Here is a 12,488-nt window from a genome sequence, read left to right as displayed (position 1 = left end):
CACACCCCTATGGTACACGGTTTGGGCGGTTTTGGCAAGGGCCCTTAAAAGCCGGTTTTTCCCTCGGCGATCTGCTGGACAAAGGCGGCCATCTCCTGCTTGGAGCCAATTTGGTGGGTGTGCTCGACGATCTGGCGCTTGGCCGCCTCCGGCAGGGAGCCAAAGCGCTCCATGGCGGGGAAGTTGCGGGCCAGGGCCATCCCCAGCCCCTCGGGCAGTTCGGCGAGGGGGTCGGTGTTTCTCTTGATTTCAGACATCTGCATAACGCCTCCTTTTGATTTAGGGGGAGTATGGGCCCCAAGCGGCCTTTTTATGCCCCCACCTTGACGGGGCGCACCCCGCCGTGATACAATAAACCGCTTTGCGTGATTGCAAAAGACCAGGCGGGCCCGCGGGCCGCGCAGAAAGGACAATGCACTGTGAAACCCGTTTCGTTTTGCCCCCACGTGGGCTGCTGGGACAGCATTGCCCACCGCTTTCCCCGCAGGCCGCCCCCGCAGGGAGCCGCCGCGCTGCGGTGAGCGACCGCCCCTTTCGCAGCGACCGGCCGTTTCCATCGGCGGCAAATTGTGCAAAAGGATGATTGGATACAATGACCTGGTTTTGGTTTTCTATGTTGGCGCTGCTCGGGTGGAGCGGCTCCGACCTCTTTAGCAAAATGGGCTCCAAGCCCTCTGACAAGTACAGCCACTGGAAGATGGTGATGGCTGTGGGGCTGGTGATGGGCACCCACGCCATCTACCTCCTCATCACCGGCACCCCCTTTTCGCCGCGGGACATCATCACCTACCTGCCCGCCAGCTTCCTCTACATTCTGGCCATGATCTTCGGCTATGTGGGGCTGCGCTACATCGAGCTGTCCATCTCCAGCCCCATCTGCAACTCCTCCGGGGCGGTGGCGGCCCTCCTCTGCTTTGTCTTTCTAAAGCAGACCATGAACGGCATTCAGTTCTTCGCCGTCTTTCTCATCTGCCTGGCGGTCTTCCTCTTGAGTCTGCTCGAAAAGCGGCGGGACGACCAGCTGCGGCGGGAGGCGGCCCTCTCGCCGGATAAAAAGTACACCCGCAGCATCATCGCCGTCCTCTTCCCCATCCTCTACTGCGTCATCGACGGCCTGGGCACCTTTGCCGACGCCCTGCTGCTGGACACCGTGATCGCCGAGGAGCAGGCCAACATGGCCTATGAGTTCACCTTCCTCTTCCTGGCCATCTGCGCCTTTGTCTACGTGGTGCTCATCAAGAAGCAGAAGCTGGTGGTCTGGGACGAAAAGCCCAAGATGGCCGCCGCCCTCTGCGAGACGGTGGGGCAGTACTTCTACGTCTTTGCCATCGGCGCCAACCCCATCATCGCCGCGCCGGTCATCAGCAGCTACTGCCTGCTCAGCGTGGTCTGGAGCCGGCTCTTCCTCAAGGAAAAACTCACGGCCAAACACTATGCCCTCATCGCCATGGCGGGGGTGGGGATGGCGATCCTCGGCTTCTTCGACGCCTGATTGCCTGTGCGTGCCTCCAGTCCCCTCAAAATGGCGGCACAGCGAATCAAAAGCCCCCGGCGGGAAGGAAATCCCGCCGGGGGGTTTTTCTCGGTCAGAGGGCTGTTTTCGGGGGCTCACCCGTGGCGCTCGCCGTAGTCCACCTGGTACCCCCGGTCCACCGTGATGACGGCGTTGTAGCGGGGGTCCACTTCCCGCAGCTGCGCCTCGATCTGGGTGCAGAGGTCGTGGTTTTTCACCGGGCAGTCCACCGGCACCATCACGTCGAAGATCAGGTTGCTGTGGGTCTCGCCCAGCACCGCGCGAAAATCGTGGATGCTCAAGTCGGAGCGGACGCGCTGCACACACTCCAGCGCCGTCTGCCGCAGGGCGTTGACGGTGTCGTTGTTGGTGACGATGGGGTCCATGTGGATGATCATCTGTATCCCCATCTCCTGGGCCAGGTCCTTTTCGATGTTGTCGATGAGGTCGTGGCTCTGCAGGATGTCGGCGGAGCTGTCCACCTCGGCGTGGAGGGAGGCGAAGATCCGCCCCGGCCCGTAGTTGTGCACCATCAGGTCGTGGATGCCCAGCACCTGCGGGTGGGAGAGGACCTTGCGGGAGATCTCGCCCACCAGGGCGCTGTCGGGGGCCTGCCCCAACAGGGGGTTCAGGGTGTCCTTGGCCACCCCGTACCCGGAAAAGAGGATGAAGGCCGCCACCGCCAGCCCCATGTACCCGTCCAGGTTCAGGGGGGTCAGCAGGGAGACCACCGACGCCGCCAGCACCGCCGAGGTGGCGACCACGTCGTTGAGGCTGTCCTGGGCGGTGGCGAGGATGGTGGAGGAGGAGATGGCCTTGCCGATGCGCCGGTTGAAGGACCACAGCCACACCTTGCAGGCGATGGAGCCGGCCAGCACCGCCAGCGTCACCGCCGAGGTCTCCACCGGGGAGGGGTGGAGGACCTTGTCCAGCGAGGTGCGCCCCAGTTCAAAGCCCAGCAGCAAGATCAAAAAGGCGATGATGAGCCCGGCCACATACTCGGTGCGGCCGTGGCCGAAGGGGTGGTCCCGGTCCGCCGGTTTTTCGGAAATTTTGAAGCCCAGCAGGCTGATGATGGAGCTGCCCGCGTCGGAGAGGTTGTTCACCGCGTCCGCCACGATGGAGACGCTTCCCGCCAGGGTGCCCACCGCCAACTTGGCGGCAAAGAGCAGGACATTGGCAGCGATGCCCACCGCGCCGGAGAGGGTGCCGTAGCGGGCCCGGACCCGGGTATCCCCCACCTGTTCGCAGTCTCGCACAAAGGCCTTGACCAGCAGAGAGGCCATATCACTGCCCCCTTTCTAAAAAATTGGCGCCAAAAAGGCAGGGAAGGCATCCCCCGTATCCCCTTTGTGCGCTTTGGTGCCGGTGATAAAAATACCCATCTATTCTACCGCATCCGGCGGCAGAAAACAAGGTGTTCCTCTCGAGGGACACGTCTGCCCGTCTTCCCCGGCTCGCCGCCCTGCCGGGGGCGAGAGGGGGGGCTGCTTTCGGGCAGGGGGGCGCGACCCGATGGCCGCCGGTGGGAGACGGAAGGGGTGGGCACATATCTGGCCGCTGCGACGGCAAAGCCGCCCCCCATGCGGGGGACGGGGACCGAAAAATGCAGCGGCCATCAAGTCCCGGTCGCCCCCACAGGGGGATGGGGATGGACATTTTCGCGCCACCCCAGCGCCGCCGGGCGGCCAAAAGTCCCCGCACAGAGGGGAAATCAAATCCCGCATGCGGTGCGGATGGCGCAGACAGTGTCCCACCGCACCCCGTCCAGGCGTGCGATTTGGAATAGGCGGAGACGGACATCGGCAGGTGGCATCCGAGCCGGACCCCGCATTGGTGCGCAGATTGGAAATCGGCTGGCTGCCCCTCTGGCCGTCAGTGCCCTCTAGCCGCCCCCTGTGCAGGTGGGCGGATGGAAAGCCCGCGGGTCGTTCCCCAGGGCCTTCCACCTGGACCTCCCGCTGTACCCTGTGCGGGGCCTACACGGCGCTGGGTTTGGGGGCGGGCCGGTGCGGGGGATGGCCCTGTCTTCGCCGCGGCCAGGGACGCAGCGGCAAAAGAGGGAAAGGGGGCCCTTCCGACGGGGAGAGCCCTCTGTGAGTGGACGCCTTTGCCCGATCGCGGGGCAGTTGCCCCCACTAAAAAAGTCCCGGACGGCCCTCGTCCGGGAACTTTTGCGCGGCCATTTAGCACTGTGTCTTGGGCGGGGGAGAAGAGGGCCGTTGCAAAAAGGCCTTGGCCTGCTCGGAGTCGTCAAAGGGCTCCACATCCTCCCCAAAAAGGTAGGCAACGGCGTCGTTCCACTCCCGCAGGGGGTAGGTGTGGGCGGACACTCGCGCAACGGCCTCCGGCAGAAACGCCCGCAGGTCTGCCCGGCGCAGGTCGGACAGATAGGTGCAGTGAAGGCTGTCGGCCAGCTCTTCCAACAGGTCTTTTGGCAAAGTCGTCCCCTCCCTCTTCTGCTCGATATAGCAGACAATTTCTTTCGCTGCCGGTATAATAGGGAATGTGTAAAAGGCGCATCAAAAGGCACGTTTTCCTGTAAAAGTTGGCCTTTTTTAGGCTCGATTTCAGGAGCTTTTTTCCGCAGCACAGGCGGGCGTAGCCGGTTGCAGCGCGAAAGGTAAAGTCTACCATTTCTTTTCATAAAGATTTCCAATCAGCCGCCTCTCTTCAGTGTTCCCGGGTCCAGCGAAGGAAGGTGTCCTGCGAGACGCCAAGGCGCTTGGCCGCCTCGCGGGAGCTGATGGAGCCGCCCTGCCACTGCCGTTTGAGCAGGGGGAAGTCGGGGGGGATGGGCTTTCGCGGCCGGCCGAAGGCGACCCCCTTTCGCTTGGCCGCGTCGATGCCCTCCCGCTGCCGCTGGCGGATGTTCTCCCGCTCGGTCTGGGCCACGTAGGAGAGGATCTGCAACACCAAGTCGGAGATGAAGACGCCGGTCAGGTCCCGGTCGCCCTGCCGGGTGTTGAGCAGGGGCATGTCCAGCACGGCGATGTCCACCTGCTTTCGCTTGGTGATCTCCCGCCACTGCTGGATGATCTCGTCGTAGTTGCGCCCCAGCCGGTCGATGGACTTGATCACCAAGAGATCGCCGGGCTTGAGGCGGCGCATCAGCCGCTGGTAACTGGGGCGGTCAAAGTCCTTGCCGCTCTGTTTGTCGGTGTAGATGTGGGTCTTCGGCACGCCGAACTCCTGCATGGCGATCAGCTGCCGGTCTTCGTTTTGGTCGCGGGAGGAGACCCGCACATAGGCGAACGTACTCATTTTTATTACCTCCTAGTAGATAGTCTTCCCTTAAGCATCATACAGGAGATAGACGCTGTACAGCCCCCTTTTTTCGACAAGTTTCACGATTTGTGAAAACCGCGAAGGCTTTTCCACCGCCCCGCAATAAAAGGAAAATTTTAGGTAAAAAAATCGCCCCTCCGGCAGTGCGGAGAGGCGATTTTTAACGGGAGGCGCTATTTGGGCGAGCGCTCCATGGCGCGCATCACCAGGGAGACAAACTTCTCCCGGTCGGCGTTCAGGGCGACTGCGCAGTTCTTGCGGGCCTTTTTGTCGCGGGTGTTCACATCGCAGATGGTCATGCCGTCGGCAAAGCCGCCGGAGAAGTCCACGTCCACATAGAGCTGGCGGACGTCTTTGAGGACGGTGGGGTCGATGACCGCGGCCACGGCCAGGGCGTCGTGGATGGGACCCCAGTCGTCCTGCTCCATGGGCTGAAAGACCCGGTAGCCCTTGATGCGGTAGCGGGCAAATTCCGAGGTGGCCTTGGAGGCGCGGGTGTTCATGGCGTCGAGCTGGTCGCATTCGCCCAGGGAGATGCAGGCGCGGTGGGTGGCGTCCAGGGGCACCAGGGTGATCTTGGCGCCGCAGTCCAGCACGATCTTGGCGGCCTCCGGGTCGATCCAGATGTTGAACTCGGCGGCGGGGGTGATGTTGCCGTACTCATAGGCGCCGCCCATGATGACGATCTCCCCGATCTTCTCCACGATCTCGGGCTGGATGCGGATGGCGGCAGCGATGTTGGTCAGCGGCCCCACCGGGATCAGGGTGATGTCCCCGTCCGAGGCCATCAGGGTGTCCACCAGCCAGCTGACAGCGTTTTGCCGCTGGGGCTGGATGGTGGCGGCGGGCAGGTAGTCCAGGTAGTCGCTGTGGACGTTCTCCTCCGGGTCCTCCTGGCCGGTGAAGGGCATGTGGGGCCGGCGGCCGGGGGTCAGGGAGCTGACCAGGGGCAGGTGACAGCCCTTGAAGACCGGCACGTCGCTGCCCAGGTACTCCACCACCCGCAGGGTGTTTTCGGTGGTCATCTCGATGCAGCGGTTGCCGTTGACGGTGCAGATGCCCAGCACCTCCAACTCGGGGGAGAGCAGGGCGGTCATGATGGCGACGGCGTCGTCGCTGCCGGTGTCCACATCTAAAATCACTTTTCTCTTGTCCATTGGCTCGATTCCTCCAGTGGCAGGGCGGCCGGCGCGCGGGCCCCCCGCTCTTTTTTTACCAGTGTAGCGCCAAATTGGCCCTTTGCCAAGGACAAATGTCTTCCAAAAAAAGGAAGCTGTTGGCAGGCAAATCGAAAGAAAGCCGTCAAGAATTTTTTCGGGAGATGGTGTATACTCTAGTAAATGAGAGCGCTGAGAGAGGAAGTGTGAAATTGCCGCCATCTACCGTTCGGCGAAGGCCGCCGCTGAAAAAGGTCCCCCGCCCCCGTCCGCGCGGGCGGGACAGGCACCTCCCCCTGCGCCCCATCCTCTTTGGGCTGCTGGCGGTGCTGTTGGGGGGGCTGCTCATCCTCTCGCGCTGCCGGTACCGGCAGCCGGTGGAACCCTCTCGGGCCCAGACCATCGCCGGCATCCCGGTGACCGAGGAGTTCATCCCCGCGGGGAACGCCGGGCGGCCGGGCATCAAGCGGGAAATCAAGTGGGTGGTCATCCACGAGACGGCCAACCACTCAGACGGGGCGGACGCCCAGCGCCACAGCGAGTACATACAGAAAAAATCGGTGGAGAGCACCCTCTCCTGGCACTACACGGTGGACGACCACCAGATCTATCACCACCTGCCCGACGACGAGGTGGGCTGGCACGCCGGCGACAAGCTGACTGCCGGCGGGGGAAACCAGTGCGGCATCGGGGTGGAGATCTGCGTCAACGACGACGGCGACTACGACCGGGCGGTGGACAATGCCGCCAAGCTCACCGCCTACCTGCTGGACTACTACGGGCTGGGGCTCGAAAACATCAAGCAGCACCACGATTTCATGGAGAAAAACTGCCCCCAGATCATGCGGGACACCGGCGGCTGGGAGGCCTTTTTGCAGAAGGTGGAGGGCTATCGGGCGGGATGACAACCCCCGCCCTCTGTGCTATAATAAACAGAAAAGCGGCTGCGCGTTTGAGGGATGAAAAGGGCTTCTGTGCAATCTGCCGAGAGCGGCCGCCCACTTCCCCCGTTTTGGGGGAGAGATGGTAAAATATGAGAGTGGCTGCCGGGGGTGGATGAGCCGGGCGGCCAAAAAAAGGAGAGGACCGCAAAATGGGTCTGGATCTGCAAAACGAGCGCAATTTGACCATGCTCACCGACTTTTACGAGCTGACCATGTCCAACGGCTACCTGGAGAGCGGGATGGACGACAAGATCGGCGTCTTTGACATGTTCTTCCGCAAGATCCCCGACGGGGGCGGCTACGCCATCTTCGCCGGGCTGGAGCAGCTGGTGGAGTACATGAACAACCTCCGCTTCACCCAGGAGGACGTGGACTACCTGCGGGGCAAGCACATCTTCAGCGAGGCCTTCCTCGACTACCTGCTGCACTTTCGCTTCACCTGCGACGTCTGGGCCGCCAAGGAGGGGGAGCCGGTCTTCCCCGGCGAGCCGGTGGTCATTGTGCGGGGCCCGGTGATCCAGGCCCAGCTGGTGGAGACCATGGTCCTGCTGACGGTCAACCACCAGTCCCTGCTGGCCACCAAGGCAAACCGGGTGGTGCGGGCCGCCGCCGGGCGGCCGGTGATGGAGTTTGGCTCCCGCCGCGCCCAGAGCTACGACGGCGCCATCCTGGGGGCGCGGGCGGCCTACATCGGCGGCTGCGCCGCCACCGCCTGCACCATTGCCGACCGGGACTACCACATCCCCGCCACCGGCACCATGGCCCACAGCTGGGTGCAGATGTTCGACTCGGAGTACGAGGCGTTCAAGACCTACGCCGAGATCTACCCCGACAGCTGCACCCTGCTGGTGGACACCTACAACGTCATCAAGTCGGGCATCCCCAACGCCATCAAGGTCTTTAACGAGGTGGTCATCCCCCGGGGCTACCGGCCGGCGGGCATCCGCATCGACTCGGGCGACATCGCCTACCTCTCGAAAAAAGCCCGCAAGATGCTCGACGAGGCCGGTCTCACCGACTGCAAGATCGTGGCCAGCAACTCGCTGGACGAGTACATCATCCGCGACCTGATCACCCAGGGGGCCAAGGTGGATTCCTTTGGGGTGGGGGAGAACCTCATCACCAGCAAGTCCGACCCGGTGTTCGGCGGGGTCTACAAGCTGGTGGCCATTCAGGAGGGGGAGCACTACATCCCCAAAATCAAGATCTCCGAGACGGTGGAGAAGATCACCAACCCCGGCTTCAAGCAGGTCTGGCGCTTTTTTGACAAGGACACCCACCAGGCCATCGCCGACTATGTGACCGAGTTCGGCGAGGAGGTGGACACCTCGAAGCCCATCACCATCTTCGACCCCAACGCCACCTGGAAAAAGCAGACCCTCGAAAACGTCTACGCGGTGCCGGTGCTGGAGCAGGTCTTTGCCGAGGGCAGGTCCCTCTACACCCCCCTCTCCCTGCAGCAGCTGCAAAACTACTGTCTGGAACAGGTGGACCACCTCTGGGAAGAGGTCAAGCGGTTTGAAAACCCCCACCGCTACTATGTCGATCTCTCCCCCAGCCTGTGGCGGATGAAGCGCGACCTGCTTGAAAAGGTCAACACCTTCTAAATAAAGGGCGCATGGCAGATGAAAAGGGCCCGTCGGAGCAGGTTGCTCCGGCGGGCCCTTTTTTAGTTGTTCGCAGGGGGGAGAAGCGACTCGAAGGCCGCCGTCGGCAGGGGCGGGGCGTAGAGGTATCCCTGGATCAGGTCGCAGCCCGCCTCCCAGAGGAAGGCCGCCTGCCCCTCTTCCTCGATCCCCTCGGCCACCGATTCGATCTCCAGTGCCCTGGCCAGAGAGAGGATGGAGCGGACCACCGCCTGGGAGCGGGGGGAGTGCAGGCTGTCGGCGAAGAACTGCCGGTCCAGCTTGAGGGTGTCCACCGGTAGGTCCTTGAGCAGCCCCAGGGAGGAGTAGCCCGCCCCGAAGTCGTCCAGCGAGCAGTGCATCCCCAACTGGTGGATGCGCTCGATCAGGTCCCGCGCCTCCCCGATCTCCCGGGTGGTGAAGAGGACGTTTTCCGTCAGCTCCAATTCCAGCCGGTGGGCGTCGACACCGGTGCGCTGCAGGATGTCGCGGTAGCTGTCCAAAAAGTGGGCGGTCTTCATGTGCTGGCGGGAGACGTTGACCGATACCGGCACCTCTGCCAGCCCCTGTTCCGCCCACCTTTTGAGCAGCAGGCAGACCTTTTCAAAGACCAGCAGGTCCAACTGGCGGATCAGCCCGGTGCGCTCGCAGAGGGGGATGAATTCGCCCGGGGGGACCAACCCCCGCCCAGGGTGGACCCAGCGCACCAGGGCCTCGGCCCCAGCCACCTCGGCATGGCCGTCCCGCTGCCGGTATTTGGGCTGCAGGTAGATGCAGAACTCCTCCCTGGCAAAGGCCTGTTCCAACTCCTTCAGGCGCTCGATTTCCTCCTCCTGGCGGACAGCAAATGAGCCGTCAAAGAGGGCGGCGCTGCTGGGGTATTCCTCGGCCACGGTCCTGCGGGCCAGATTTGCCCGGCGCTCGGCAGCCCCCAAATCGGGGTCGGCGGGGTCGACGGGACAGCCGCCCTGGCTCACCCGCAGGCGGCCCACGGCGGTGTCGATGTCCCCCAGCCGGGTGGAGAGGTCCTCCATCCTGGCAGCCAGCCGTTCCTGGGGGCCGTGCGCCAGCAGGTAGAAGGTGTCCCCCTCGCCGCGGGCCGCCAACTCGCCCTCGCCCAGCTGCTGCAGAAGGGTGCGGTGCACCCGGCGGAGGAGGTCGTCGCCATTTTCCTCGCCCTTGACCTCGTTGACCAGGCGAAAGTCCTTCAGGTTCAGGGCGATCACTGCCCAGCCTTCCGCCGGGCGCTGGCGGACGAGCCGCTCCCCCTCCCAGAGGAAGCGGGCGTTGTTGTATCCCCCGGTGACCGGGTCCGAAAAGGCGACCCGCCTCATCTGGGCGCGGGTCCAGTTCTGGTAGATGATCCCGCCCGCGCTCAACAGCGCCAGCAGGACGGCGGCGCCCACGGCAAAGCCGATGGTCCGCCGGGTGGAGAGGTCGACGTCGGCGGCGATGAGGTCGCGGGGGATGAGGGTGGCCACATACAGCCCGTAGTCGCCGATGGGCCGGTAGTCCAGCCAGATCTCCTCCCCGTCGGCGGTGGGGAGGAGGACATTGCCCGCCCGGCCCTGCCGCAGGCCCTCCTGCATCTCCTGCGCCCACCCCTCCGTCTCGGAGTACTGGGTGGCGGCGATGAAGGCGGAAAAGGGCCGCTGGGTGGGGGAGACGAGGATGGCCCCATCGCTGTCGAGGACGCAGGTGCTCCCCTGCCCGTCAAAGCAGTCGTTGTCGATGATGGCGCGCATCTTCTCACTCGATTTGACGCCCGCCAACACCCCCGTGACCTGCCCGTCGCGGGCGAGGGGGACCAGGTAGAGAAACCCATCCTTTCCCGGGAGGGGGCAGAAGACGCGCGCGCCGTTGAGTGCCGACTGAAAGGCGGGCAGTTCGCCCAAATCAACGGAATAGTCTTCGGTGAAGGGGTTTTCACCCGCGGGACCGACCACGGCCAATTCGTCAAATTTTGCAAATGAGGCGCGGGCGTGCAGCCCTTCGGGGGAGAGGACGCCCGCCGCCAAGTCCTCGGCGGTGAGGACGAGTTGACCCATGGTGCCGTCGATGCGCGCGCGGATGAGCTGGGCGGACTGGTTGGAGACGTCCGTCAGATATTGCTGGGTGCGGCGGTCGACCGCCTGCCGCAATGCCACCGCGTTCCAGACGGCGACCGCCCCGATCCCCACCAAGAGGGCGGCCATCGCGACCAGCACCCACCGGCGCACCTCCTGTGAGAGGTGTTTCTTCTGTCCCTGCACAGCGCTCCTCCTCTCGGATGCAGAATGGCAGACGGCTCTTAAAAGCCGGAAAAAATGACAAACCTTTTTGTGTACGTATACAGAATGATAAAGCCGTTTTTACCATTCTAGCAAATGGGGGGTTATAAAACAAGGTCATATTTGTACACGTATCCATATAGCTAAGGCCTTTTTTGTGCTATACTAGGAGGGAAATGCAGAGGGAGGGGGGAAGGGGCTGTGAACGAAAAAATGACGCTGTTTGCCTACCTGCACGGGGCGCTTGTGGGGGAGATCGAGACCGGCCGCATCCGCTGCGGGGAGTCGCTGCCGTCGGCCAAAAAACTCTGCGAGCGCTACCGCGTGGGCATCCGCACGGTGCGGGACGTGCTCGCCGCCCTGCGCGAAGAGGGGTACATCAAGACTGAGGAGCGGCGCTGCGCGGTGGTGATCTACAGGGAGGACGTCAGTCGGGAAAACCAGCGGGCCATCCGCGCCCTGTTGGCGCGGCGCTCCTCGGTGATGGAGATGTACCAGACGCTGGCTATCCTGACCCCGCCCATCTTTTCCTTTGGGGCGCGCTGCAGCGGCGAGCGGATGCTGCGGCAGTTGCAGCGGGGCTACCAGAAGGTGGGCACCGCCTCCCCCAAAGAGAACTGGCGGGCCTCCTCCGCGGCGCTGCACCGGCTGCTCTCCCGGTGCGGCAGCCCCCTTTTGGGCGAGCTCTATTCCAGCATGGAGTTGTACACCCAGGTGCCGGTCTTTGAGGGGTATCAAAATCCCTATTTAGAGGCCATTCGCCAAAATCCGGCGGGATTTTCCACCGCCCTTGCCGCCCTGGCGGAGGGGCCGCCGGAGCGGGTGGAGCAGTGCTTTGGCCAGATGTACCGAAACGTCGGCTTGCAGGTGGAGCGGTATCTGCAGACCCTGGCAGCCGACCACCCCCAGGTGGAGGAGGACCCCGCCAGCGCCTTTCGCTGGGATGCGGAGAAGGGGCGGGTCTGCACCTACACCGAAATTGGGCGGGACCTGCTGGACGGCATCCGCGCCGGGGTCTATCCCGACGGCAGTTTTCTGCCCCCGGCGGCCGCTTTGGCACAGCGCTACGGCGTCTCCCTCTCCACCCTCCGCCAGGCGCTGGAGATGCTGCGCCAGTTGGGACTGGTGGAGGTGTACAACGGCCGGGGCACCCAGGTCACCCTGGGGCGGATGCAGCTGAGCGAGGAGAGCGTCTGTCAGGCGGGCAACCGGCGGGATGCCCTCCTCTACCTGCAGGGGATGCAGTTCATGGTGCTGGTGTTGCCCCGGGTGGCCCATCTGGCCTTTCCCCACATGGAAAGGGGGGTGGCCCAGCGGGTGGTCCAGGCGGCCAAAGGGGGAGGGGAGAGCCCCCTCACCCCCCTGATTGCCGCCGTCATCGAGGCCATCCCCCTGGCCTCTCTGCGGCAGATCGTAGAACAGACCAACCGGCTGCTCCAGCGGGGGGCTTTCCTGTTCTACCTGCAGGGGCGGCGGGCCCAGCGAAACATACGGGCCGTCTTTCACATCTGTGTCGAGGCGGCAAACGCCCTGCAGGCGGGCGAGGAGGCGATGTTTGTCCAGAAGCTGACAGACTGTTATCGCTTGATTTTCGAGCGGGCCTGGCAGCGGTTCGTCGAGGCGGGCCTTTCAGGCGCCGCCGAGATCGCCCTGCCCTAAAGCGGCGGCAAAAAAAGAGAGGCGGCGTCGGC

The 12,488-nt window shown here is 63.8% G+C and carries 10 protein-coding genes; 4 read left to right on the top strand and 6 right to left on the bottom strand.

Annotated elements, in window-relative coordinates; genetic code table 11:
• Nucleotides 1–44: 44 nt before the first annotated feature.
• A complete protein-coding gene (locus GT748_RS01840; RefSeq protein ID WP_044992523.1) occupies nt 45–257 on the bottom strand; it encodes a hypothetical protein in 213 nt (70 codons plus the stop codon).
• Nucleotides 258–592: 335 nt separating this feature from the next.
• Between GT748_RS01840 and GT748_RS01835 the strand changes: the two genes are divergently transcribed.
• On the top strand, nt 593–1,492 hold the full coding sequence (locus tag GT748_RS01835) for an EamA family transporter (RefSeq protein WP_161213284.1): 900 nt from the start codon (nt 593–595) through the stop codon (nt 1,490–1,492).
• A gap of 116 nt (nt 1,493–1,608) precedes the next feature.
• Here GT748_RS01835 and GT748_RS01830 read toward each other — a convergent pair whose 3' ends face one another.
• The 4 genes from GT748_RS01830 to GT748_RS01815 all read right to left on the bottom strand — a co-directional run bounded on the left by GT748_RS01830 (nt 1,609) and on the right by GT748_RS01815 (nt 5,958).
• Nucleotides 1,609–2,799, bottom strand: a complete 1,191-nt coding sequence (locus GT748_RS01830) for a cation diffusion facilitator family transporter (protein ID WP_021659380.1) — start codon at nt 2,797–2,799, stop codon at nt 1,609–1,611.
• A gap of 900 nt (nt 2,800–3,699) precedes the next feature.
• Complete coding sequence (locus GT748_RS01825; RefSeq protein ID WP_021659378.1) at nt 3,700–3,954, bottom strand: hypothetical protein; 255 nt, start codon at nt 3,952–3,954, stop codon at nt 3,700–3,702.
• 232 nt (nt 3,955–4,186) lie between these two features.
• Nucleotides 4,187–4,777, bottom strand: coding sequence for a recombinase family protein (locus GT748_RS01820; protein ID WP_021659376.1), 591 nt, complete (start codon nt 4,775–4,777; stop codon nt 4,187–4,189).
• A gap of 197 nt (nt 4,778–4,974) precedes the next feature.
• Nucleotides 4,975–5,958, bottom strand: coding sequence for a nucleoside hydrolase (locus tag GT748_RS01815; RefSeq protein ID WP_021659375.1), 984 nt, complete (start codon nt 5,956–5,958; stop codon nt 4,975–4,977).
• Between the two features lie 206 nt (nt 5,959–6,164).
• On the opposite strand from GT748_RS01815, the gene GT748_RS01810 reads away from it, so the two are divergent.
• Together GT748_RS01810 and GT748_RS01805 are read left to right on the top strand one after the other, a co-directional pair.
• The gene (locus GT748_RS01810) at nt 6,165–6,863 is read left to right on the top strand and encodes a peptidoglycan recognition protein family protein (protein WP_161213285.1); all 699 of its coding nucleotides are present in this window, start codon (nt 6,165–6,167) and stop codon (nt 6,861–6,863) included.
• A 188-nt stretch (nt 6,864–7,051) separates the two neighbouring features.
• On the top strand, nt 7,052–8,509 hold the full coding sequence (locus GT748_RS01805; RefSeq protein ID WP_021659372.1) for a nicotinate phosphoribosyltransferase: 1,458 nt from the start codon (nt 7,052–7,054) through the stop codon (nt 8,507–8,509).
• Nucleotides 8,510–8,571: 62 nt separating this feature from the next.
• Here GT748_RS01805 and GT748_RS15885 read toward each other — a convergent pair whose 3' ends face one another.
• A complete protein-coding gene (locus GT748_RS15885) occupies nt 8,572–10,779 on the bottom strand; it encodes a bifunctional diguanylate cyclase/phosphodiesterase (protein ID WP_021659371.1) in 2,208 nt (735 codons plus the stop codon).
• A gap of 219 nt (nt 10,780–10,998) precedes the next feature.
• On the opposite strand from GT748_RS15885, the gene GT748_RS01795 reads away from it, so the two are divergent.
• A complete protein-coding gene (locus GT748_RS01795) occupies nt 10,999–12,456 on the top strand; it encodes a GntR family transcriptional regulator (protein WP_044992496.1) in 1,458 nt (485 codons plus the stop codon).
• The last annotated feature ends 32 nt before the right edge of the window (nt 12,457–12,488 follow it).

It is taken from the genome of Bittarella massiliensis (ex Durand et al. 2017), assembly GCF_009876955.1.
GTDB lineage: Bacteria > Bacillota > Clostridia > Oscillospirales > Ruminococcaceae > Bittarella > Bittarella massiliensis.
The sequence above is the reverse complement of the archived record's forward strand: the minus strand, read 5'-3'. Positions and strand labels throughout refer to the sequence as shown.

Bases quoted from the DNA above. Each gene is read 5' to 3' on its own strand.
- GT748_RS01815 (WP_021659375.1), bottom strand. From the start codon at position 5,958: ATGGACAAGAGAAAAGTGATTTTAGATGTGGACACCGGCAGCGACGAC.
- GT748_RS01805 (WP_021659372.1), top strand. From the start codon at position 7,052: ATGGGTCTGGATCTGCAAAACGAGCGCAATTTGACCATGCTCACCGAC.
- GT748_RS01840 (WP_044992523.1), bottom strand. From the start codon at position 257: ATGTCTGAAATCAAGAGAAACACCGACCCCCTCGCCGAACTGCCCGAG.
- GT748_RS01830 (WP_021659380.1), bottom strand. From the start codon at position 2,799: ATGGCCTCTCTGCTGGTCAAGGCCTTTGTGCGAGACTGCGAACAGGTG.
- GT748_RS01835 (WP_161213284.1), top strand. From the start codon at position 593: ATGACCTGGTTTTGGTTTTCTATGTTGGCGCTGCTCGGGTGGAGCGGC.
- GT748_RS01820 (WP_021659376.1), bottom strand. From the start codon at position 4,777: ATGAGTACGTTCGCCTATGTGCGGGTCTCCTCCCGCGACCAAAACGAA.